The sequence below is a fragment of the Paenibacillus validus NBRC 15382 genome (assembly GCF_004000985.1).
Classification (GTDB): domain Bacteria; phylum Bacillota; class Bacilli; order Paenibacillales; family NBRC-103111; genus Paenibacillus_G; species Paenibacillus_G validus.
In genome coordinates this window covers 20,173-42,834 of sequence record NZ_BIMH01000016.1, presented here as the reverse complement: position 1 = coordinate 42,834, position 22,662 = coordinate 20,173, and the positions used below count along the sequence as shown (strand labels likewise).

Below are 22,662 nucleotides of genomic sequence, written 5' to 3'. Positions count from 1 at the left end.
CTTTTCCGTGAACAAATCCAGATCAGTATAGCAAATCTGCTGCGGGAATGCGTCATCAAATTATTGCATCATAAAAAACAGTTAAAGAAGACCGCCAGCCCCGGCGTATGCGCTCATACGTCAAAGCTGGCGGTCTTCTTTCGCTTGCTTTATCGGAGTAGCGGGATTCGAACCCACGGCCTCACCCACCCCAAGGGTGCGCGCTACCGGACTGCGCCATACCCCGTTCTACACACAGCACGCACGTTCCACTCGTGCATCACGATTATACTATGACCATAGCCATTCTTGCAACACTTTACCATCGATTCAGGCGGTCCCGTTGTTCGCCGATTTTCAGCAAAAAGGCGCTCGAATCGATTCGATTCAAACGCCTCGGGCATTGTGTTACGATGATGACTGAGGGTCGTCTTATGTAGAAGACGCAAGCTTTCGTCCGGAACTCTTATTGAATACCGTCACGAAGCGCCTTGCCTGGCTTGAATGCCGGGATTTTGCTCGAAGGAATATCGATTTCTTCACCGGTTTGCGGGTTGCGGCCTTTACGGGCGGAACGCTCACGAACTTCGAAGTTGCCGAAACCTACGAGCTGTACTTTGTCACCGTTTTGCAGCGCTTCGGAGATAGCTTCGAATACCGCTTCAACAGCTTTGGTAGCGTCCTTCTTGGACAACTCGCTGGATTCAGACACTTTATTGATCAAATCGGATTTATTCATGCGATTCACCTCCCCCCAAAAATAAGCGATCATCCTTTATTTCCTTTGTTAACCGTTTACCCGAAAAATATACATCAGATGTTAGTTTCTCCCTAACAAATCAACCTTATAGTAATACAGGAGTAGCGCTTTTTCAAGTAAAATTGCAAAAAATGCACCGTGAGGGTGCATTTTCGCTAGTTTTTTATGCGTTTTCGTTACAAAATGATGGCGATCAAGCCGCCGGAACCTTCATTGATGATGCGCCCAAGCGTTTCTTGCAGCTTGTAGCGGGCATTATCCGGCATCATCGCCAATTTGCCCTGAATTCCTTCGCGTACGATGGAATGCAGCGAACGACCGAAGATGTCCGACTCCCAAATTTTAAGCGGATTGTCTTCGAAATCCTGCATCAAATAACGAACAAGCTCCTCGCTTTGCTTCTCCGTGCCGATAATCGGGGAGAACTCGGACTCCACGTCGACCCGAATCATATGAATCGAAGGCGCCGTCGCTTTCAGGCGAACGCCGAAGCGCGAGCCTTGACGGATCAGCTCCGGCTCGTCGAGCGCCATCTCGGCTAGCGTCGGCGGCGCTATACCGTATCCGGTCGTCTTGACCATCTCAAGCGCTTCGGCAAAGTGATCGTACTCGCGTTTCGCATGCGTGAACTCCTGCATCAGCTGCAGCAGGTGGTCTTTGCCGCGAATTTCGACGCCAACCACCTCCTGCAAAATTCGATCGTACAGCTCATCCGGCGCATAGAGATCGATCTCCGCCACGCCCTGACCCATATTCATGCCGGCTAACGCCGCTTTATCGATAAATTCGTACGCTTCGAAGTGCCCGACTACCCGGTCGACATCGCGTAATCGGCGTATGTCCTGCACCGTGTCGCGAACGGAATTTTCGAAGTTGGAACGGAGCCAGTGATTTTCCTCCAGCACCATGACCCAGCTCGGCAGATTCACGTTCACCTCATGAACCGGGAACTCGTATAACACCTCGCGCAGCACGGATGTAAAGTCGTCCTCTTGCATACTTGCGACGCTGACCGTTACGACGGGAACGTCGTGCTTGGCCTGCAGATCGCTGCGGAGCTGCAAAGCGCTGTCGCTTTGCGGTTTCGTCGAGTTTACAATGACGATGAACGGCTTGCCGACTTCCTTCAGTTCGTTGATGATGCGGTCTTCCGCGTCGATGTACGACGAGCGCGGTATTTCCGCGATTGTACCGTCGGTGGTAATCACTACGCCTAACGTGGCGTGCTCTTGGATAACTTTGCGCGTACCGATTTCCGCAGCTTCCTGGAACGGAATCGCTTCATCGAACCAAGGCGTGTTGATCATGCGCGGTCCGCTCTCATCCTCATACCCTTTGGCGCCCTCAACGACATATCCGACGCAGTCAACCAAGCGCACGTTGACGTTCAGCCCCTCCGCGACGTGAAGCTGCACCGCATTATTCGGTACGAATTTCGGCTCCGTCGTCATAATGGTACGTCCCGCTGCGCTTTGCGGCAGCTCGTCGGTCGCCCGAATACGGTCGGCTTCGTTCTGTATGTTCGGAAGCACGATCGATTCCATAAAGCGTTTAATGAACGTTGATTTTCCCGTACGGACCGCTCCAACGACCCCCAGGTAAATATCCCCGCCAGTACGCTCTGCAATGTCCTTAAAGATATCCACTTTTTCCAATGAGAATCCCTCCTACAGGTTGTTTAAGACGAAACTCGTACACGATTCGGACTAGTACAACTATATGTTTGGCAGCTAAAAATATGATGACAGGCTCTATAAAATATTTCGATCACTCCCTGCTGTCCTTTAAATTCGCCCGCATATGCGGCTTATGGTTCATCCCTGACAAATATATGTTCAGTTTCAGACCGTTATTCTAGCTCCGCGAAAAAGAAAAACCCCTATCACCCGAATGTCAGGTTAATAGAGGTTTGCGATTTACGGCGCCGTAATCGGCGTCGGTTGTCCGTTTATCCAGCGGTAGGCGAGCGATCGTGCCGGCACGAAGTAAGATTCCTGAACGAGCAGGGCCCTGAGGTCTTCCTCCTTGGTCAGCTTCGTCTGCAGCTGCTTTTTGTCGATCAGACGCATGATTTCCGGGGCATAGTCGATCGTCACCGTACCGGAATCGTGCAGCAAGTACGAAAGTCGCACATTCGGCGAATAGACGCTGTGCACATCGGCAGGCTTACGATTCAACTTAGCGAAATCGATCGAATGGAAGCCCGGGGCCGCCGCATCGCCAAGAGGCAGTTCGCCCCCGTTTTTCGCTTTGTAATCGTCGACAGCCTTTTGCAGCTCGACCGTTTGCTGGAACGATATCAAGTCCATCATTTTCACAGTAGGTTTCGTTTCCACATCGACGAGCACGTACAAGGCGGTCCCCCCGTTCTCAAACGCATTCGCCGGAACCGAGCTTAAGTACGGACCTTTCAGCTTCTTGAAGTCGATCGGATATTTCTCATACAGCGGCGTCGTTTCTTCGCTGTTTTTGATCGGAAGCACGCCGGTCTTCGCTTTATATTGATCGATGGCATTTTGCACGACGAGCACGTACTCCCCGCTGGCCAATTGATTTTCTTTCCGCAATTCGTTCGGGTACATACAGCCGCTGATCCATAGCAGCAAGAACAGCAAGCCGCCGGCCCGCATCCAACCTTTCATCACCAGTCCTCCTCTTGTTGCTGATCCAGCAGCTTGCGGACCGCACTCTTCAACGGATCTTCCGGCACGGTCACGATCACCGGCGCTTGTCCATTCGCTTTCGCTTGGCAGGCGAGGCGGTATCCTTGCTCCTGAAGGCCGCCGAGTTTGTTGCGCTCGTTCGCATTCATCGGCTGCAGCCCGGTTTGCGCATCCGGATCAATGCAGACCTTGCACATCAAACAGGCCGCTTTGCCTGCGCAGCGTGTCCGTATGTGGACTTTCGCTCGCCGGGCCGCTTCGAGCAGCGTTGTGCCGGCCCTGGCAGGCGTCGACTTGCCGTCCGGCATAAACTTGATTTCAACGCTCACGGGTCCAGCCTCCTTCCCACTATCAAGATTCAAGCAGCGCAAATAGACGCCGGCGAAGCCGCTCGTCGAACCGATTGCGGTTCATCAAATCCGCCAACCCTGCAAGCTGCGCCTCGCGGCCCTCCCTGCGGCATGCCGCCGCAATCGCTTCATAGCGATCCGGACGTTCGCGGAGCACGTTGAATATAAGTTCGTGCACGAGGGGCATTAACCGCACGATGCGTCCGTTCCCAAGCGTATAGGTCCGTTCGAAGCGAGACGCCAAGTATTGCGCCTCGACCCGGTATTCGCTATCGTACGCGCGCACTTCAAACCCGCCGACAAGCTCGACATGAACGCCGTCCATGTCGTAGTGACTTAAGACGGAACGATAGATCGCCGTTTCGCTTTCTGCCTGCTCGTCCTTCGCATAAGCCGTCAACGCGCTGTGAACACCGCACGCGTCGTTGCGGTCGACGTATATGTCGAGGTCGCGCGGTTGCGCCGAGAGCGCAACACCCTGCAGCAGCAGCCCTGTACTGCCTCCAACGAGCCAAAGCGCGTCAAGCGGCCGAAGCGCGGCTTCCAGCGCTTCCAGCGCCGGTATCAACGGCCTGGCCATTACTTTCGGTTGTTCCCCATTTGATTTCAACGTCTCATCATCTTCCTGCTTAAAAATAAGGTTTGTGCGTGACGACAACCGTTCCGGCCTGCTTCAACTTTGCCTGGCAGCCGAGCCGGTACCCTTCCTCGAACTCCTCTGGCTCGAGATTATCAAGTTCTTCATCTGTCGGTGCGTTCAGCTGGTCCAGCCCCTCGCTTACGAGACAACGGCAGCGCGAGCATGTTCCGCGCACGCAAGAGAAGCCCCAATCGACTTCGTGCTTCAGGGCCATATCCAGTATCGTATAGCCAAGCTCAGGCTCAACCGTTTTTTTCACGCGACGTCCGTTCAGCGTAATCATCCCGTTCTCCTCCTATAACATCGATGCCATCATATAAACGAGGATCGGAATAAACAGCAAAAAGGAGATTACGGAAAGGATCACCCGCAATGCCCCGGTCGTTCGGGTGCGCGCATACGTAATCAGCAGCGAAGCGACGATCATCAACCCGATGGCGATGAACGAAGCCCACATTTTGTCCAAAGAAGACATAACGTAAATTCTACCTCCAACCCAACAGCAGTAATATAGTTTCATCATATCATAAAAAAGGCACGAGCGCTCCGCATTCGCCGCTCATGCCATGAATCTGTAAAATATTCCGCTATTTTTTCATGATCATTTTCATCAGCTGTTCCATGTTGCTCTCGTTCATTTTGCTGCTTTTGATCGCCTGGATCAATTCATTCATCGTTTGTTCGGACACCGGCACGTTCACCAAATTGGAAACTTGCTGGATCAACTGCTTCAGCTGGGCATCGCTTTGCATCGTAGACGGCTTCACGCCGCTTGCCAGCTTGTAAATATCTTTCTCCGAAACGTTTTTGCCGGTTTTTTTCTTCACAACGCCGAGCACTTCTTTCGACATGTTTTTATTGGCCACGGTACAACCTCCTCAGACTGGAATAACGCCTTAGCCCTTATACACGCTAAAGAGAAAGTCTGAGTTATTATATGTTGGCGCGCTTCGGTCGGTGTAGGCGGAAGTCCTACCTGAACCAGGGCGTTTGCGAAGAATCGGCCACTTCTTCGATTTCGTGCGTCCGTCCGCGCCCCATCAAATCCTCGACGGCGGCACGCGGTTCCTTGCCGTCGAACAATACGTGATGCAGCTCCGTCGTGATCGGCATCGCAATGCCAAACCGCTCCGACAATCGGTAAGCCGCCTGTGTCGTCTTGACGCCTTCCACGACCATCCCCATGCTCTGCAGCACTTCGTCCAGGCTTAAGCCCTGAGCGAGCAGCGAGCCGGCGCGCCAGTTGCGGCTGTGCTTGCTGGTGCAGGTTACGACCAGGTCGCCGATGCCGGCAAGCCCTGCGAACGTAAGCGGATTCGCTCCCATAGCGGTGCCAAGCCGGGCAATTTCCGCAAGACCGCGTGTCATCAGCGCAGCCTTGGCGTTGTCGCCGAAGCCGAGACCGTCGGACAACCCGGCCCCGAGAGCGATAATGTTTTTTAGAGCGCCGCCAACTTCGACTCCGACGACATCCGGGTTCGTATAGACGCGGAAATAAGAATTAATGAGAACGTCCTGCGCCTGTTCCGCCGCTTCCTTATCGATCGATGCGACAACCACCGTCGTCGGACATTGCTTGATGACTTCTTCGGCATGGCTCGGGCCGGACAAGACTACGATCCGGTTCGCATCGTAGTGCGGAAGCTCGTCGGCGAGTACCTCGCTCATCCGCTTCAACGAGCCGGCTTCGAACCCTTTCGTCGCATGGACGAGCAGCGTATCCGGTTGGAGAAACGGATTCAACTGCTTGGCGATTTCTCTCATCGCCGACGAGGGCGAAACGATGATAACCGCTTCCGCACCGGTCACCGCCTCTTCCATGGATTCGGTTGCGCAAATGTTCGGCGACAAAGCCGCATCGCTCAGAAAGCGGCGGTTCCGATGGTTCGTATTGATCTCGCGCACTTGTTCCGTGTTCCGAGACCATAACACGACGTCACGTCCGTTCTCCGCCAGTACGGAAGCGATTGCGGTTCCCCAGCTGCCGGCTACCAGAACGGCCGTTTTCGATGCTTGAGCCATCATTTATGCACCTCCGGTGTTGAGATTAGAGCTGTCTTCGGCCGCCGAGCTTGTTTTCTTGACCTTTTAACAGCTTCACAATATTGCTGCGGTGCCGGAACCAAGCAAATGCAAATAACAGCAGACTGAGCGCCAAAATTTCAACCGGTTTTCCCATCACGGCTAATAAAATCGGTAATAGTGCGGTAAACAGAAGCGAACCGAGTGAAACGTAACGCGTGATTGCGATAGCCGCTATCGCGGCAATGCCGGCGTACAGCGACGGCAGGAACGCAAGCGTTGCCATAACGCCGATCGTCGTTGCAATTCCTTTGCCGCCGCGGAAGCCGAAAAATACCGGCCAATTGTGACCGACGATGACGCTCATACCCGCAAGCACTTGCACAAGCGGATCTCCGCCGCCAAGCGCGTATCCGATCCAAACGGCGGCGATTCCCTTCAGCATATCGAGCAGCAGCACCGCGATGCCCGGACCTTTGCCGAGAACCCGCAGCGTATTCGTCGCCCCGGCGTTCCCGCTGCCGTGCTGCCGGATATCGATGCCCTTCAACCATTTGCCTGCCAAGAAGCTAAAGCTGATCGACCCGAGCAAATAACCGATCACTATCGAAACCCATCCCCACACTGGAGTCACTCCCGTCAATCCTCCTCTGACTTGCGTCTGCTGAAGATGCGCAGAGGCGTGCCCTCAAAGCCGAACGCGGCACGGATCTTATTCTCCAGGTAACGCTCGTAAGAGAAATGCTTCAGCTCCGGATCGTTGACGAACAAAATGATTGTCGGAGGCTTGACGGACACCTGCGTCGCATAGTTGATGCGCAAACGTCTGCCCTTATCCGTCGGAGGTGAGTTGATGGCCACCGCATCCGATATAACGTCGTTTAACACATGGGTCGGGATGCGCAGAGCGTGCTGCTCGGCGACCTGATCAACGACCGGAAGCAGCTTGTGCAGCTTTTGCTTCGTTTTGGCGGACAAATAAACGACCGGCGCATAGGTCATAAAGAGGAAATGATCGCGAATTTTTTGCGTGAATTGGTGCATCGTCTTATCGTCCTTCTCCACGACATCCCATTTGTTCACGACGAAAATCGCCGCTTTGCCCGCTTCATGCGCATAACCGGCAATATGCTTATCCTGTTCGATAATTCCTTCTTCGCCATTGAACACGACAAGCACGACATCGGCTCTTTCGATCGCCTTCATCGCCCGCATGACGCTGTATTTCTCCGTCGTTTCGTACACCTTGCCGCGCTTGCGCATACCGGCCGTGTCGATAATGACGTACTTTTGACCGTCTTTCTCGAACGGGGTGTCGATCGCGTCACGGGTCGTGCCGGCGACATCGCTGACGATAACCCGTTCTTCGCCAAGAATCGCATTCACGAGCGACGATTTACCGACATTCGGGCGGCCGATCAGCGCAACCTTAATGACGTCTTCCCCGTATTCCTCGTCTTGCGAATCCGGAAAGTGTTTGGTCACAGCCTCCAGCAAGTCGCCGATCCCGGTGCCGTGAGAGCCGGAGATCCCGATGATTTCACCGAAGCCGAGGCTGTAAAACTCATAAATATCGTCGACGCGCTGCAAATTGTCCACTTTGTTGACGGCGACGACAACGGGTTTCTTCGCCCGGTACAACAGTTCGGCCACCTCGCTGTCAGCCGCTGTCATACCCGTTTTGGCGTCTACCATAAAGACGATGACGTCCGCTTCCTCGATCGCCAGCTCCGCTTGCATCCGGACGGACCGCAGAATCTCGTCCTCGCCTTCGATCTCGATCCCCCCGGTATCAATGATGCTGAACTCTTTATCTAACCATTCCCCGCGTCCGTACAAACGGTCGCGTGTGACACCCGGCTTATCTTCTACGATAGCTATTTTGTCTCCGATAATCCGATTGAAGATCGTCGATTTGCCGACATTCGGTCGGCCGACGATCGCAACGACTGGCCTTGCCATGAACTTCATTCCCTTCGTAACCACACACTGAATATGTCTAAAGCGATGCAAATCTGCCGTTTTCGCGCACGCAATTGAGCATTTTGGGCTTTGATATTATATCAAAATATAGGATACAAGTAAAACATGGAAAGGACGGGCTATTCCTTCCCTCCGCTATGCTTGACGATAATCATCGTGCCGTTCTGTAGATCGTGCGCCGATGCATCCAATATTTTTTCCAGCTTAAATGCCGTTTGCTGCTGATCCTGTTCATTCTCGGCTACGAAAATCGGAGCGCCCCCGCCGACTTTCTCCTTATGCAGCGTGACAACCGCCATGATTTGCCCCATCACACCCCCGCCTTTCCGTTATGTTCCTGCACATCCGCTTCGCTCGGCATGCGAACCGCGCTTTCCAGAATCGGAGAGCGCAATGCGACGCGGCGGGCTTTCTCGGCATCTTGCTCCTGCGGCAATATGAGCACCGCCAGCCTGCCGTCCTTCATGTCCAGCTTGGCGAGAGGCACCAAAGAAGGTTCGCCTTCGTCTCGATATACGCCCATAATCGTGGAGACGTCATGCAATATCGCCTGCCTTTGCCCCGGATTGGCGAGCGTCACTCGCGCATTTTTGTTTTTCGGCGTAAATACGAGTCCAAGCGCGCGTTCGCGTATGACGTTCTGGGTGTCTTGGAGCCCAACGTTCATGATGTAGATGTCGTCGACGAATAAATTCGGGCCGTCCAAACGCACGTGACCTAGCGACACATCCGCGATGTGTGCAAGATTTTTACCCGTCTTGAAATATTGGGTGATCGTCATGGCGGCTGCACCCGCGACAAATCCCCAATACCAGGGCACGATGATGCTGAAGAACGCGGTCGTAAACGCCGTGAAGATCACTAAATAGTTGCGCCCCTCGAACACCATTGCGATCCCTTCAATATAAGTGGATCCGCGGGGGACAAGCTCCATGCTGTCGATTTTGCTGAGGGTTTGCCGTTCCATGTTGCGGACGTCGCGGAATTGCTGTGCCGCCATGGCCAGGAACGTGATGGCCGTGTAGTTTTTTTCAAGCAGCGAGGGAACGGCCACAGCTCCCAGCCCGGCGGCAATGACGCCAAGCGAGAGGTGAATGATTTTGCCGTGCGGGTAAGTCGGATATTGCCGGTAATCGGTTCGCAGCATCGTCAACCGGGCCGCTATGCCGAATACCACCCCCATCACGATCCCCACCGTAAACTTCTGGTCTGCAATCCATGTCCACATGTCGCTGCCTCCTGCGCTCTAGCGATGATGTTGGTGTCGGCTCCCCCGTCTCAAGGCCGTCTGTCATTCCCGGCTAAGGCTTGCGGGTTCGCAACGTATCCGTGACGAGCCGCAACGTTTTTTTGCCTGCGGCGAGCAGCGACTCTAGGCCCAGGGAATAACCGCGGGCCGCAAACGCCGTTAACCACCAAAAGTCTAACAATGACGGCGTTCCGAACACCAGCTCTCCCTGATCCCGATGTGCGTACAAGTACATGCCTTCGCCGATCAGCAGCGCGGCTGCGAGCGCCGCCAGCTGCAAGGCCGCCGACCGAAGCAAAACCGCGTCGATGATCCCGATGAACAGCGCCATCGTCGCCTGGACGTTCCAGACAATCAGCGAAGGCATTAAGTGAAGCGTCTCCCTAAGAAAAAAGTAAACGGAGCCCATCAGCAGGGCCACCGAAAACACGTGGAGCTTCAGCATCATTCCCTTCGTACGCAGCACCGTCACCACCCCTGTCAAGATCAGGACGCCGATCGCGCCATTCACGGTGACAGGGCCCCAAGCGAAGCTTACCCTGGAAGCCAGGATCCATGAAACAAAAAAAAGAAGTAGACTCGTAGGAGTAATACCTCTTAATATGATGTCCTTCCAGCCACTGGCGAATAAAATCAAAGAAACGACAACGAGCAATAAGGACAAATAACCCGCATTCATTCGCGTTCACCCGCAGAAAAAGCTTATTCCTCTCTTTTTCCTTAGTATGGCTGGTTGTATGAAATTTTATCAATGCTGGAAGTAGCCTTGCCGTGAAGCGTACTGGCGAATATCGATGTCTCTCGCTTGACACCATACGGCGTTTTCGCCCGTTATGACGACCGGCACGCGATGCAGCGCCGTTACAGTTCCGGCGCCAAGCGCCGTCATCAATAACCGCAGGTCGTCATGAAGCGTCTCGATGTGTCGGATCAAGGCTTCGGTGCCCTGCGTACGAAGCGTCCTGAGCAGAGCACCCGCCATCCCTACGCCGGAAGCCCCCAATACAAGCGCTTTGCAGACGTCAAGCGCGTTAGAGATGCCTCCGGTTGCGATCACATCCACGCGGTCTGTCCCTGTTCGGCGCGCCGCCTCCAGCACTTCTAGAAGGGCTATGCTCGTTTTCATACCCCAGTCGTTCAGCCAGTCAAGTGCCGAATCCCGCCGGGCGTTCTCAATCGCAGCAAAATTTGTGCCGCCCGTTCCTCCAATATCAATCATCTGAACGCCAGCTGCGATTAACGCTTCCGCACTTTCCCGTGCCATGCCAAAGCCGACTTCCTTCACCATAACGGGAACGCCGACTTCGCTCACGATCCGACTGATCCGCTCCAGCATACCGGTAAATACGCGGTCCCCCTCCGGCATAATCAGCTCCTGCATGACATTCAGATGAATTTGCAGCCCATCCGCCCGCAGCATGTCGACCGCCTGCAGCGCTTGCTCGAGCGTCGCCTCGCTGCCCAAATTGCCAAACACGATACCATTGGGGTTCATCTCTCGTACAATGCGGTAACTGGCAGCGACCTCCGGGTTTTTGATCGCTGCCATTTGCGAGCCGACGGCCATGGCAAGTCCCTGTTCCCTGGCCGCAATAGCGAGCTCGCGGTTGATTTCTTCCGTTTCCCGTGCTCCACCGGTCATCGCATTAATAATAATCGGCGAACTCAAGGTGAGTTCGCCGATCCGTGTTTGCAATGCGATGCGTTCAAGCGAAGTATCCGGGAGACAATTGTGGATCAGCTTGATGTCGTCAAAGCCGTTCAATCCGCTTTGACCAAGCTGCAAAGCATGATGGACATGCTCCATTTTCCGCGGTATGCGCACCCTAGACTCCTCTTTTCCATCAATCGCTAGCTTATTTAAATTTGCTCAGTTTGTCGCCGAAACGCTCGCCGAGCGTCAAGTTCAAACCGTTCATTTCTTCATGGGAGACCGATTCTCTTTCGCGTTTCGGTCCGCGCTCGCCGCGTTCGCGCTCCGGTTTCGCCTCACGGGCCGGCGCCTCTTCCGTTTCCTTGATGCTTAAGGAGATGCGCTTATCGTCCGGGTTCATGTCAAGCACCTTAACCTGAACCTGCTGGCCTTCTTTCAATACTTCATGAGGAGTCCCGATATGACGGTGCGAGATTTGAGAAATGTGAACCAAACCTTCAACGCCTGGTGCCACTTCGATGAATGCGCCGAATTGTACGAGTCGTTTCACGGTACCGGTCACGATGTCGCCGATCTTGATGGTGTTCTTCACTTGCTGCCAAGGGCCAGGCTGCGTGGCCTTGATACTGAGGGAAATCCGCTCGTTCTCAGGATCGACCTTCAGCACCTGTACTTTGACCTGATCGCCTTCTTTCACAACTTCGGAAGGTGTCTCGACGTGATGCCAAGCCATTTCGGAAATATGAACCAGACCGTCAACGCCGCCGATATCCACGAATGCGCCAAACTGCGTCAAGCGTTGTACGGTTCCGTTCAATTCTTGTCCGACCGTAAGCTTAGACAGCGTTTCTTTCTTCACCGCTTCGAATTCTTCATCCAACACGTCTTTTTGCGAAAGGATGACCTTGTTTTTCTCACGGTCCATCTCTTTGACGCGCAGGCGCAAAGAACGTCCTTTGTAGTCGCTGAAGTCTTCGACGAAGTTGCGCTCCACCATGGATGCCGGTACGAAGCCGCGCAAGCCGACGTCTACGACCAGACCGCCCTTGACCACTTCCGCGACCTTCGCTTCAAGGATCGTTTTGTTCTCCATGTCGGCAGCAAGCTTCTCCCAAGCTTTCTCCCCTTCGATCGCGCGTTTGGACAGCACAAGCGTTTCCTTATTATCGTTAATCGTGATGACTTTCAATTCAATTTCCTGACCCACTTCAACGACTTGCGTCGCGTCGTCCACTTGTACGGACGATAATTCGCGTACGGGAACGATGCCGTCGTACTTATAGCCGACATCTACAACCGCTTGCTCGGAATCGACTTTAATGACTTTGCCTGTGACGATATCGCCCTTCTTCAGAATGTTGACGTTCGCCATCGATTCCTCTTGGGATACCTCGGCAGCTTGCACTTCTTGATCAACTTTGGTTTCTTCAGACATGATCAAATACCCTCCTTAACAACCTAACGACATGTAATGGTTTATTTTTAGAAAAAATTACTTCTTTTATCATTTCTTAAGTATACCACGAATTCTCATTTCGATTCGTGACGACGAACCATCTCGCGAATGACCGTCATAATTTTGTCGGTTGCTTGCTCCAAACCTTCGGAACCCGCATCCGCAAACTCGCTGATATCGACCGCTGGGCCGTACACCACTTTCATCGGACGAAATAACGAATAATTGCCGATAATGGCCGCCGGAATAACGGTAGCGCCCGATTTAAGCGCCAGGCTTGCCGCTCCCTTCTTGCCCATGCCTCCCGCATTGCTTCGAGTCCCTTCCGGGAATACGCCGATAATCTCGCCATTCTTCAACAATTGCAGCGACAATCGGATCGAATCCTTACTGACTCCGCCACGCTTAACCGGAAACGCTCCGATGCGCGGCAGCACCTGCTTGAGCACGGGAAGCTCGAACAGTTCGGCTTTCGCCATGTAGTGCACCTTACGTTCAAGCAGGCTCCCAAGAACGGGGGGGTCCCAATTGCTCGTATGATTGGCGCACAATACGACGGCGCCTTCCTTCGGAATGTTCTCTCTCCCTTCCGCCTTCAAACGGAACATGACCGAGAACATCAAGCGAAACACACCGCGTAAAAAACGATACAGCATCCTACTTCCCTCCACCGATACGGCTCTTGCACAGCTCCAAAATGCGATCCACCACTTCCGGAATCGTCATCTCGGTAGTATCGATCAACACGGCATCCGGCGCCCTCTTCAAGGGCGAAACTTCGCGCTGCTCGTCCATTCGATCCCTTTCGGCAATATCCTGCATCAGCTGCTCCAGCGAAACGTCCGGCTGCGTATCGGCGATTTCTCTCAATCGACGCTCCGCTCGAATCCGCACGCTTGCCGTCAAAAACACTTTTACTTCCGCATTCGGCAGTACATGGCTTCCGATGTCCCGGCCGTCCATGACGACTCCCTTGCCCGCCGCCATTTCCTTCTGCTTACGTGTCAGCACCTCTCGGATTTCCCCAATGGAGGAAACTCTCGAAACATTGCCCGTCACTTCTGCGGTTCGAATGAGGCCCGTTACATCCCGTCCGTCTACAAAGACGGTCTGGCCGTTCTCACCCGGAGTCAAGCGGATATCGGTTCGCTTCGTAAGGGCGATCATCTCCGCCGTTTGTTCGTCACCCAGGCCTTCATCTAGAATCTTCCATGTCACAGCGCGGTACATCGCACCGGTATCGACATAAACAAAACCTAGGTTACCCGCCACCAGCCTTGCAATGGTGCTTTTGCCAGCGCCGGCCGGACCGTCGATTGCGATGTTAAACTTCTCCAAGTTGCGGCCTCCTAACCCGTTAAAGCGGACGAGCGATCTGAAAAAAAAACAGGCCGAAGCCTCGAGCGTAGAAAATTATACCATAGTTTTCTTCAGAAATGCAAAACAGGGCCTCCATGCCTACCCCTTATCGAATTATTTCGTCCGGGAAGATACGTACGGATTCCCCTCCAGCCGTTCCACTTTCACGAGCAAATGCCGAAAGTACGGGATTTGCAGAATGGCCTGAGCACATATGGTAGCGGAGAGCAGCACGATCAGCACGATCGCCAAAACTCTCTCCACCCGTTTTGAGAACAACAAGAAAAGGTCTTCGTACCTACGGCTTGCAAGTTTATCATGCTTTCGGCTCATTCGAATCACTCCGCCTCTGGGATGCGGCTAGTTTCCCCGGCGTTTGGAAAATTATGCATTTATTTTTTGCGGCAATCGAGCTGCCGCTCAAAGCAATAACGAATGACTTTCTGACGATCGCGGTCCGAAATCTCCGAGTATCGCATCATGACTTGCTGCCTGCCGGTTTCGAGCTTTTTCACGCGAACAATCTCGCTTTTGAATGGGACGTGTTCAGTTTGACCGTTCTTGAACGGCACCAGCAGCCAGCAGCTCACCATCTGTCCCGACCCGACCGGAATATAACCGTCGCACAAGAATGAAATCCCGCCGCCGCCGACATCGTCCGTCATCGAGACGAATTGAAACTGATCGGAGTACTTAACAGCGATCTCAAGCTCGGCCGGCACGCGCAGAAAGTTGCGGCGCTGCACCTTCGTGATCGATTCCGGCTCGGGCTTCTTAATGTGCACAAGACGTATGACGTCATCGGAGAAACCGAGCACCGATGAGTTGAAATAATTTTTCACCCCGCCGTCCGTCAAGTAATAAATCGACATCTCGTCTCCTGAATACAACCGCTTCAACCGTCCTGACTGCTCGCTGATCGGCACTTCCATGCTAATATAGGCGTCCGTGATGTCGGCGATTCTGGATTTATATTCCTGCTTCGCCTCTTCTTCGTCGATGGAATTGACTTGTATATGTAAAGTCTGATTGACTTTCGGAAGCAACGTTGCACACCTCCTGAAGGATGGTTGGCGGTTCTTTGGAACTAGTACCACCTTACTATTATATCACGCCAGGAAAATATGGGAAGCATGAATATCCAGGGACTTGTACCCTGGCGGCAGCGCTCGCGGCGCTTGGCTTGCATAAAGAAAACCCGGATTGGATTCCGGGTTTTCTTCCCTGTTATTGCCGGGCTACCTGCGCTTCTTCAGTGCGAATTTGATCGATCTTCTCTTCGACGCCCGAGTCCGCATTTATGTAGATCCGGTATAAGCCTCCGTTGACCCGACCGATGAATTGGTAGCATAGCACTTCTTCGTCGAGATCGTTACGAATGAGCGCCTGGCGGACGCTTTCCGCCTTAAAGCTCGGACTTAACGTCTTCCTCGCTTCCTCTGGAGTCAGTTTCGGGGCGGCGAGCTGGCGTTCTTTCTTGCCAAACACGTAATCGGTCGCCTCAAGTCCCGTCACATCTCCATTGTCGAGCGCCACTTTAACGGCAACCTTCTCCAGATAATTGATAACGTCACCGTTGCGCGAAGCGAAGGTGATGTTGGCCAGATTGCCGTACTCGTCATAACTGACCGCGGTCATATTCCCATAGCCGTGCTCGTCCAGAAATTGCGCCGCGATATCGCGGGCTTGCCGAAGGTCCAGGCTCTTGGTCGCCACGTCGCGCGAAGCGTTATACCATAGCAGCTGCCCTCCGATTTTGGAATAGTCCATGTGTACGCCGTCGTTTGTGCCCGGCTTGGCTACAGAGGCGCTGAACGATTCGTATTCGGTTCCTGTCCCGTTCTCCACCACCTGAACGGCGTTCGGGTCCTGCACGCCCACAAATTGTGCAGCCTTCTGTTTGATATCTTCAGCCGTCACGACCGAACCGGACAACATCTTCATATCCCGCTTCTGATACATGCTCATGACGGCGGGACTCCAATTGATCTCCGGGTACTCGCTCACTTTTTTGTCCATGGTGGCGAAACCGTCGATAATCGCATTATCTTGCGGTTCTTTCTCCGAGGCCAGCGCCAGCTCAACATCCATCCAGCGCAGGTTTTTCGCCATAACGGTCGACTGCACCTCGCGAAGATCCTTGGAGATTTGCGTCGCATGCTCGTAGAGCGTATTCAGCGTTTTCAGCTCGTCATCCGTCAAAGGCTGCTTGCTTAAGTCGCGAACCGCCGCACGATAGGAGAAATTGGACATCTTAGCCAGAAAATCCTCGGTTTTGTTGAAAGGAAGCAGGGTAAGCGGCAGCTGGCTGATCTCGTTTTGCGCCTGGCTCGTAATGCGCCATACGTTGATCAACCCTTTTTTATACGCGTCCTGAGAGGTGGAATTAACGGCCAACGTATTGCCGATCTCCGTATGCAGCTTATCCACATGGAACGAAAGATCGTGAAACGCACGCTGATATTGATTTTCCGCCTTGATCAGGACGGAGTTTTTCTCCTGATGCTCCAAGTACCCCCAGAAACCCGTTCCGATAAGAGCCACGAGCAAAATCGGAAACATCACGATGCTTAGCCTTTTGTACATGTGCGAACAATCTCCCTTCTTCAGCCAAACTTGGGCTTAGTTTTCGCCTGAAGGCAGTTGCTTTATGCAAGATGCGGTGCATGCAAAAAAACCGGCCATCGCGGCCGGCTTTTTCTACCGATTAAAAATCGTTCATTTCGATTTCGAAATCATGATCGTTGCTGCAAATGCACTGTTTGAAACCCGTATCGATTTTCCCTTTTTCTTTACGGCCTCTCAAAATAAATTTCTCGCCGCACAAATTGCAGCGAATAATGACTTTAACACGCGAATTTAGGGCGTTCATGGGGCGTCCTCCGGGTCTCTTTATATAATAGGCTGCTACCTATTATTGACAATCGACCTAAATTTTAACCCGCTCCTCACGCGTCGCCATCCGCAGCGGCGATTTGGCGTTGGCTCGTTTCACCTTCAACAAGCTGCGCAGCCATAAGAACGTCATTAACGGGATCATGAACCAGACCCAGTAATTTTTGGAGACGAATAACGTATAGTCAAACACGCCGTGCCAGAAGAACGGCAGCCAAAATGCCATCGCCAAATGCCTGCTCGTTCGGTCGGAAGAAAATTTGGCTCTGCCGAAATGATACCCCATCATCACGCCGAACATGGCGTGTCCCGATACCGGCAGGAAGGCGCGCATCAGAAGCGCCGTGAAGTCGTAATCATTCAAAAAAGCGTACAATACGTTCTCCAAGGTGGCAAACCCTAAAGATACGGCGACCGCATACACGATACCGTCATACGGCTCATCGAAATTCGTATGTTTATAAATAATAAAATAGACGATAAACCACTTGAAAAATTCCTCAGGCAGCGATGAGGTAAGGAACGAAAACACGAACGGATGATCGCCTAAGCCTTGCACCAGGGTGCGCTGCAGCACCATAACCGGAAAGACGAGCAGCACGCCGAAGAAAAACAGCTTCAGCACGAACGAGATCGGCTCCGGATCGTACCGGTCCTTCAAATAAAAATAGGACAGCAGGGCGACACCCGGCGCAACGGCTGCAATCAGAAGTGACAGTATGCTCAGGTGCGATCCCTCCTATCCTCGGTTTCCTTCATGAGTTCATTATAGTCATTTTCGTTGTATAATGCCATCACCTCTTAGCGGATCGAAAGCCTTTACGCACCCTCCGGTGCGACGGGGCCAGCCTTACCGGCCTCCGTTACGGCTTCAAACCTCGCCTCTCGCTGGTTAAAGCGAAGCGGTACCCGGGCAAGCGGGCCGTTGCGATGCTTAAGCAGCTCCAGCGCGCAATTTACGACGCAGCCGTCCGTTTCTTCCGGCTCGCCGTGCTTCAAGCCGAGGATGACATCCGCAGATGCTTCTACGCCTTCCGGCAGCTTCTCGGAGCCCAGGTTGGACGGAATCGCGGCCAGCACCGGCCCTCCCCACTCCCTGGACCATTGCTTCAGCACATAGGCCAGCATCGTTTGATGCTCCGCGACCGATTGCGGCTGCCGCTGCAAGCCGGTCGTAGGCACGCGGTTCAAGTGGTCGATGAAGACGACAGGCGTCCGGCCGGCGATGCTTGCGATCCTCTCGATCGTAGCGAACACCCGGTCCATCGATGTTTCCAGCGAACACTCGATCGTCCACATCCATTTGCTGATGAATGCGTACTTCTTGTTCGCACGGCTCACTTCGTCCGGCGAAGCTTTGCCGCTCAGCACGCGATGCGGCTCTGTACCGATAATCCGGGCGATGCTGCGGGCCCACAGCTCGAAAGCCGTCATGTCCCATGACACGTATACGACAGGGATTTGCGAGAAAGCGATCTCGTCGGCAATTTGCTTCATCAGCATCGTTTTGCCGGAAGACGCCCCTCCTGCGATAAAATACAGCCCGGCACGAAGTCCGCCGATCAAGGCTTCATCCAGATTCGCGATTCCCGTCGTAATACCGGACACTTGGCCGCGGTAACGTTTCATATATTCTTCCGTATAGGCGGTAATGTTCTTCACATCGGGCGCAATCGGCAGCAGCAGCGCTTCCTCCATCGTTTCGTTCAGCAACTGCATGAAGGTGTCGAGCGGATTTTGCACCCGTACAAAGAAATCGTTCACATCCCGAATGGACTCGGGCAAATTGACGATAAACGTTTGCTTGCTGATCCCTTGCAGCTGACCTTCGATTTTCGCGCTTTCCCTTCGCCCCAGCTCGTCGTTGCCCAAGCAAATAAAAACCCGCTTATCCCGCAGCTTCTCCAGATGAGCATCCTTGAAGCTCATCCATGCCGAAGCGCAGACGGCCGGCAGTCGGGACTGCGCCAAGCTCAGCACATCGAAGATGCCGCCGCATAATATGACATCTTCCGCCTGCTCGAGCACCGGTTCATTAAACAAATAATCTTCGATCCCGAGCAGCGTCTTATATTTGGGTTCGCGGTTATCGATCGTACGTCCGATCAAATCGACGGGAACGCCTTCTTTATTCACGATCGGGATAATGATCCGATTCTCAAAGTAATCCCCCAGTTTCCCGGATTGGACGTAAAATCCGATCTTGCCCGGCTCGAAGCCGATTCGGTACTGCTCGACGGTTTCATTCTCGATGCCTCTGCGCCGCAAATAATGGTTCGCATCATCGCGAAGCTGTTTTTGATAATGGGACACCAGCTCTTCCAAGTCGAAAGTTGGCTTCGCCGCGCTCATGTTCGTTCCGCTCACCTGTCTAGTTCCTCCCCGCAAAAAAAGCATTCCTCAAAAACAGATCGTTTTTGCGAATGCTTTACCATGTATCTTATGCATGGAAACGGTAATTCCCGATAAAGCTTTATTGAAATTTAGCGCAAAGCGTTCCGACGGCGTCCTCGGCGATAACCGTCTTGCCGTATTCTTCCAGCACCGCTTGCGTAACTGAAGTCGCTTCCCCGTATTCCGACAACACGGCCACGACGGACTGCAGCTTCTTCTCGTCCATCGGTTCTGCATCAAGCAGCAGGATCCACTTGTTCTTGTAAGCGTACAACGTTCCTCCGTCAGTCAGCATCGGTCCGATGACTTTGGCGAGCCTCAACAAATCTTCGAAGTCATGAAACGCATACGTTACTTGATCCGTCTCATCCAACGTTAATTCCAGCTCGTACACTTCTTCTTCAAGTTCGTCTTCCAGCGTATCGTCAGATGAATTGAAGTTCATTTTCCCCCGCGTTACGATGACCATCATTCCTTGCGCCGGCATAGCGAGAACTTCCACGGCAAGCGGCCCGGTTGCGTCAAATCCTAGCTCCATATAAGCTTGATCCATCATTTCGCTGAACAGCTCATGAACCTTCGGGATTTCTCGCCACATGTCATCCTTCTGAATGCCGCGCTCCGTTAAGTCATCGAATGTGAGGAATATCCGTATCTTGTCCTGACTTAAACGCTCCATTTTCATACTGGATTCCTCCCTTGCCGACTTTAATAACAGCTTATGAAGTTTAGTTTATAAAGGTGTGCCGTGGGTCATACGACAACCGCATCTGAATTAGGGCAGGCCCGATTTCTGCGGTCCTTGGACATGGATAAGAAAAGCTTGTATTCCATGCTACGACTATTATATCACAAACCCGCAAGAAAAGAACGGTTACCCTCTGAAAAATAGGCAAAAACATAAAAAGACACGGAGCACGTCCCGCTTGGGAACGACTCCGCGTCGATTGCAATCGAAAATGTGTGAGTGATTACCGTATTAGTGCGCGCGCTGCTCGCTTTTCTGCGAATTGCCCGCCATAATTTCGTCTACCGCCGCTCTCAGCTTCGGATCCTGGTTGACGATATCTCCGACCTTGTTCAGGCCGTCGGCCTTGAACAAATCTTCATCGATCGCCGTCTCTTTTTTATTCGATTTTGCCGCACTCGCGGTAGTCGTCGAAGCTTGTTTGAAAGAAGGCTGCGCTTCTGCCGTATTCTTCTTGGAGTTGCCCGATTGATTGCCGGTCGCGTTCAAGAAGCTGCTGGCCAAATCGCTGCCAGTCCATGCCGACCACGCAAAAGGTTTCGTCTTGTTCGCCACATAAATCGCCGCAGCAGCCCCAACGAGCCCGCCGAACAAAAATGCTCCCAGTCTCATAGCCATCCCTCCATTGTTGTGGTGTACGATTATATTTTCCGCTAGGAGCAGGGTAACCATGCATGATAAAATCAGGAAGTCAGTTAACTATTACGAAGACGGGAGTTTGAAAACGACAATGACTCACAAGATCCGGTTCACCTTCTCAGCAGCGGTCGCGCTGAGCGCCCTGCTCGTCGTGTCCTGCTCGAATTCGCAGCCGGCAGCGGCGCCTGTGCAAACTCCAGCCCCGGCGGCTACGGACTCTAAGCGGAACGCTGATTTGACCGCGCCGACAACCCCGGCCGCTTCCGACACACCGAACGTCCCGGGCGGCAGCCGCTCCGGGGAGACTGCCGCAACGAGCAACCTCGACAAGCCGGACCCTGCCGCCCCTCAGCCCGCGGCTAAAACTTACAGAATGAACCCGAAAACGTACGATATCGTTCCGATAGACGCGGCCGCGCACACGAAACAAGTCGTGCTTCTTACGTTCGATGACGGGCCCAAAGATTTGGAGCTTAACCGCTCGCTGCTGGATACGCTCGACAAGCATAAAGCGAAAGCGATTTTTTTCCTGAACGGGTACCGGATTAAACAGCATCCGGATATTGTCAAGCTCCTTGACGAGCGCGGACAAACGATAGGCAATCACTCTTGGGATCATATCGACCTGAAGAAGGAAAGCAAAGAGAAGGTCGATCGGCAAATCGGAGATGTGCAGCAAGCGGTAAAAGCGATTACGGGGAAAGCCCCGGCTTTCTTCCGTCCGCCGTTCGGCTCGGGAAGCGAGGAAGTCAGGGCTAAAGCCAAAGAGGAGGGGCTGCTGTACATGACGTGGTCCAACGGCTCCAAGGACTGGGAAATGACGGTAAAAAATAACAGTCCCGAGCAGGTTGTCGCAAACGTTCTCGAGCAGCTTCGACCCGGCAGCAATATTTTGATGCACGAGCTGCCCTGGACCGCGGAAGCGCTGGATACGCTATTAACCCGCTTGGAAGAACGCGGATACGCATTCGTCGATCCGCAGTCCATCGATACGGCTATGCATTGATCCGCTGCCAGCCCCACACCAGCAGTCCGGCGACAAGCAGTACAAAAATCCAGAGCAGCGACCGATAAAAGAAACGCAGCCATTTTTCTTTCTCTGTCGGATGGACCACTTTGCGCGGCGGCAAATAATGATCCTCGGGAACATCGGACCCCGCCCTTGTTCCCGATTCCGGCTGTGTATGAGGCCGGTCGGCTAGGATGCGTTTGACGCTCATTTATGACTCTCTCCTGTACCTTAGAATGCACCCCATCGTGAAATCGATGAGAAAGTGGGCGACGATCGGCGTCCAAAGCGATCCGGTTTGGATATAAATCCAGCCAAGTCCGTAACTGATGCTGAAGACGAGACCCGTCATCAGCCAGTGCTGCAAGTATCGGACGTGTATGGCCGCGAACAGAATGCTTGTCCAGTAAGGACCCCAGGAAGCCTGAATGGCGCCGCGAAACAGCAGTTCTTCACAAAGCGATACGACGAGCGATATGAGGGCGATGTGCCACAACGGCCGGTTGCGGAACAGCATCTCGTTAATGCCCCCGTCGTCCGTAACTTCCGGCGGCACCCATTGTGACACGAACAAATCGACGGCAAGCACGGCCAAGGCGAATAACACGCCCCACACGGCGATGCTCACCCCCGGAGCGGTGGAGAACATCGATAGCAGGTCCGGCTTCTGAAAAAACATGACGATAGCCGCGATCAGCAAAACGATCAATTGGGTAATATACAAATTGATCAGCAGCAGACGGTCGTTCATCTCCTGGATGTTGACCCGGTGAAACTTTAGTTGCTTAAAGTTGAATTTTTTCATGATGATTCCCTTTTTCGACAAATTATCCTATACTATTCAGCAGAGGAAAAGATTAGA

At 53.2% G+C, this 22,662-nt stretch carries 29 protein-coding genes and 1 tRNA gene; 2 read left to right on the top strand and 28 right to left on the bottom strand.

Translation table 11 applies throughout. The annotated features are described in order from the left end of the window. Positions 1–152: 152 nt before the first annotated feature. The 22 genes from PVA01S_RS12865 to ypeB form a co-directional block, all read right to left on the bottom strand. Positions 153–226: transfer RNA gene (locus PVA01S_RS12865), tRNA-Pro, on the bottom strand. Positions 227–445: 219 nt separating this feature from the next. Next, the gene (locus tag PVA01S_RS12860; protein ID WP_054797290.1) at positions 446–718 is read right to left on the bottom strand and encodes an HU family DNA-binding protein; all 273 of its coding nucleotides are present in this window, start codon (positions 716–718) and stop codon (positions 446–448) included. Between the two features lie 197 nt (positions 719–915). Then, positions 916–2,394 carry a stage IV sporulation protein A gene (gene spoIVA / locus PVA01S_RS12855; RefSeq protein ID WP_054799577.1) on the bottom strand — a complete coding sequence of 493 codons (1,479 nt, stop codon included), beginning with the start codon at positions 2,392–2,394 and terminating at the stop codon, positions 916–918. Between the two features lie 261 nt (positions 2,395–2,655). Beyond that, positions 2,656–3,381 (bottom strand): hypothetical protein, encoded by a 726-nt coding sequence (locus PVA01S_RS12850; RefSeq protein ID WP_127607956.1) that lies wholly within the window; start codon positions 3,379–3,381, stop codon positions 2,656–2,658. Next, positions 3,381–3,731, bottom strand: a complete 351-nt coding sequence (locus tag PVA01S_RS12845; RefSeq protein ID WP_244932946.1) for a 2Fe-2S iron-sulfur cluster-binding protein — start codon at positions 3,729–3,731, stop codon at positions 3,381–3,383. Before PVA01S_RS12845 ends, PVA01S_RS12850 begins: the two co-directional genes overlap by 1 nt. A 22-nt stretch (positions 3,732–3,753) precedes the next feature. Further along, positions 3,754–4,362, bottom strand: a complete 609-nt coding sequence (locus tag PVA01S_RS12840) for a nucleotidyltransferase family protein (RefSeq protein ID WP_230876147.1) — start codon at positions 4,360–4,362, stop codon at positions 3,754–3,756. 19 nt (positions 4,363–4,381) lie between these two features. After that, the gene (locus tag PVA01S_RS12835; protein WP_127607955.1) at positions 4,382–4,675 is read right to left on the bottom strand and encodes a 2Fe-2S iron-sulfur cluster-binding protein; all 294 of its coding nucleotides are present in this window, start codon (positions 4,673–4,675) and stop codon (positions 4,382–4,384) included. Between the two features lie 12 nt (positions 4,676–4,687). Next, positions 4,688–4,867, bottom strand: coding sequence for a DUF2768 family protein (locus PVA01S_RS12830; protein ID WP_127607954.1), 180 nt, complete (start codon positions 4,865–4,867; stop codon positions 4,688–4,690). Positions 4,868–4,979: 112 nt separating this feature from the next. Then, positions 4,980–5,243 carry a stage VI sporulation protein F gene (locus PVA01S_RS12825; protein WP_127607995.1) on the bottom strand — a complete coding sequence of 88 codons (264 nt, stop codon included), beginning with the start codon at positions 5,241–5,243 and terminating at the stop codon, positions 4,980–4,982. Positions 5,244–5,364: 121 nt separating this feature from the next. After that, positions 5,365–6,414, bottom strand: coding sequence for an NAD(P)H-dependent glycerol-3-phosphate dehydrogenase (locus PVA01S_RS12820; RefSeq protein WP_127607994.1), 1,050 nt, complete (start codon positions 6,412–6,414; stop codon positions 5,365–5,367). A gap of 25 nt (positions 6,415–6,439) precedes the next feature. Beyond that, positions 6,440–7,048 carry a glycerol-3-phosphate 1-O-acyltransferase PlsY gene (gene plsY / locus PVA01S_RS12815; RefSeq protein WP_372812979.1) on the bottom strand — a complete coding sequence of 203 codons (609 nt, stop codon included), beginning with the start codon at positions 7,046–7,048 and terminating at the stop codon, positions 6,440–6,442. 5 nt (positions 7,049–7,053) lie between these two features. Then, positions 7,054–8,376, bottom strand: a complete 1,323-nt coding sequence (der, locus tag PVA01S_RS12810; protein WP_127607953.1) for a ribosome biogenesis GTPase Der — start codon at positions 8,374–8,376, stop codon at positions 7,054–7,056. Between the two features lie 140 nt (positions 8,377–8,516). Further along, positions 8,517–8,708: a capping complex subunit for YIEGIA gene (locus tag PVA01S_RS12805; protein WP_127607952.1), complete on the bottom strand. Its 192-nt coding sequence runs from the start codon at positions 8,706–8,708 to the stop codon at positions 8,517–8,519. Continuing rightward, entirely contained in the window at positions 8,708–9,625 is a 918-nt protein-coding gene (locus PVA01S_RS12800) for a YIEGIA family protein (protein ID WP_127607951.1), read from the bottom strand. The genes PVA01S_RS12805 and PVA01S_RS12800 overlap by 1 nt, the downstream gene beginning before the upstream one ends. A 73-nt stretch (positions 9,626–9,698) precedes the next feature. Further along, positions 9,699–10,325 carry a YphA family membrane protein gene (locus tag PVA01S_RS12795; protein ID WP_155614845.1) on the bottom strand — a complete coding sequence of 209 codons (627 nt, stop codon included), beginning with the start codon at positions 10,323–10,325 and terminating at the stop codon, positions 9,699–9,701. A 69-nt stretch (positions 10,326–10,394) separates the two neighbouring features. Next, positions 10,395–11,471, bottom strand: a complete 1,077-nt coding sequence (gene fni / locus PVA01S_RS12790; RefSeq protein ID WP_127607949.1) for a type 2 isopentenyl-diphosphate Delta-isomerase — start codon at positions 11,469–11,471, stop codon at positions 10,395–10,397. A gap of 31 nt (positions 11,472–11,502) precedes the next feature. Then, on the bottom strand, positions 11,503–12,735 hold the full coding sequence (gene rpsA / locus PVA01S_RS12785; protein WP_054799580.1) for a 30S ribosomal protein S1: 1,233 nt from the start codon (positions 12,733–12,735) through the stop codon (positions 11,503–11,505). A 95-nt stretch (positions 12,736–12,830) separates the two neighbouring features. After that, a complete protein-coding gene (locus tag PVA01S_RS12780) occupies positions 12,831–13,412 on the bottom strand; it encodes a lysophospholipid acyltransferase family protein (protein WP_127607948.1) in 582 nt (193 codons plus the stop codon). A gap of 1 nt (position 13,413) precedes the next feature. Beyond that, on the bottom strand, positions 13,414–14,094 hold the full coding sequence (cmk, locus tag PVA01S_RS12775; RefSeq protein WP_127607947.1) for a (d)CMP kinase: 681 nt from the start codon (positions 14,092–14,094) through the stop codon (positions 13,414–13,416). 135 nt (positions 14,095–14,229) lie between these two features. After that, positions 14,230–14,448, bottom strand: a complete 219-nt coding sequence (locus PVA01S_RS12770; protein WP_054797279.1) for a hypothetical protein — start codon at positions 14,446–14,448, stop codon at positions 14,230–14,232. Positions 14,449–14,507: 59 nt separating this feature from the next. Then, positions 14,508–15,161 carry a flagellar brake protein gene (locus PVA01S_RS12765; protein WP_127607946.1) on the bottom strand — a complete coding sequence of 218 codons (654 nt, stop codon included), beginning with the start codon at positions 15,159–15,161 and terminating at the stop codon, positions 14,508–14,510. Positions 15,162–15,342: 181 nt separating this feature from the next. Then, positions 15,343–16,701 (bottom strand): germination protein YpeB, encoded by a 1,359-nt coding sequence (gene ypeB / locus PVA01S_RS12760; protein ID WP_127607945.1) that lies wholly within the window; start codon positions 16,699–16,701, stop codon positions 15,343–15,345. A 64-nt stretch (positions 16,702–16,765) separates the two neighbouring features. On the opposite strand from ypeB, the gene PVA01S_RS26605 reads away from it, so the two are divergent. Next, positions 16,766–16,978: a hypothetical protein gene (locus PVA01S_RS26605; protein WP_155614842.1), complete on the top strand. Its 213-nt coding sequence runs from the start codon at positions 16,766–16,768 to the stop codon at positions 16,976–16,978. Between the two features lie 66 nt (positions 16,979–17,044). On the opposite strand, the gene prsW is transcribed toward PVA01S_RS26605, so the two are convergent. From prsW to PVA01S_RS12740, 4 genes are all read right to left on the bottom strand, one after another. After that, positions 17,045–17,737: a glutamic-type intramembrane protease PrsW gene (gene prsW / locus PVA01S_RS12755; RefSeq protein WP_127607944.1), complete on the bottom strand. Its 693-nt coding sequence runs from the start codon at positions 17,735–17,737 to the stop codon at positions 17,045–17,047. Between the two features lie 92 nt (positions 17,738–17,829). Next, positions 17,830–19,377 carry a DnaB-like helicase C-terminal domain-containing protein gene (locus PVA01S_RS12750; protein WP_236595932.1) on the bottom strand — a complete coding sequence of 516 codons (1,548 nt, stop codon included), beginning with the start codon at positions 19,375–19,377 and terminating at the stop codon, positions 17,830–17,832. Positions 19,378–19,483: 106 nt separating this feature from the next. Then, on the bottom strand, positions 19,484–20,089 hold the full coding sequence (locus PVA01S_RS12745) for a genetic competence negative regulator (protein ID WP_054797281.1): 606 nt from the start codon (positions 20,087–20,089) through the stop codon (positions 19,484–19,486). A gap of 294 nt (positions 20,090–20,383) precedes the next feature. Further along, on the bottom strand, positions 20,384–20,764 hold the full coding sequence (locus PVA01S_RS12740) for a hypothetical protein (protein WP_127607943.1): 381 nt from the start codon (positions 20,762–20,764) through the stop codon (positions 20,384–20,386). A 118-nt stretch (positions 20,765–20,882) separates the two neighbouring features. Between PVA01S_RS12740 and PVA01S_RS12735 the strand changes: the two genes are divergently transcribed. Beyond that, positions 20,883–21,797, top strand: coding sequence for a polysaccharide deacetylase family protein (locus PVA01S_RS12735; protein WP_127607993.1), 915 nt, complete (start codon positions 20,883–20,885; stop codon positions 21,795–21,797). Here the strand turns inward: PVA01S_RS12735 and PVA01S_RS12730 are convergent. Together PVA01S_RS12730 and PVA01S_RS12725 are read right to left on the bottom strand one after the other, a co-directional pair. Next, positions 21,787–22,011 (bottom strand): hypothetical protein, encoded by a 225-nt coding sequence (locus tag PVA01S_RS12730; protein ID WP_127607942.1) that lies wholly within the window; start codon positions 22,009–22,011, stop codon positions 21,787–21,789. The two genes, PVA01S_RS12735 and PVA01S_RS12730, sit on opposite strands and share 11 nt — an antisense overlap. Then, positions 22,012–22,605 (bottom strand): type II CAAX endopeptidase family protein, encoded by a 594-nt coding sequence (locus PVA01S_RS12725; protein ID WP_127607941.1) that lies wholly within the window; start codon positions 22,603–22,605, stop codon positions 22,012–22,014. It abuts the gene before it with no gap. Positions 22,606–22,662 lie beyond the last annotated feature (57 nt).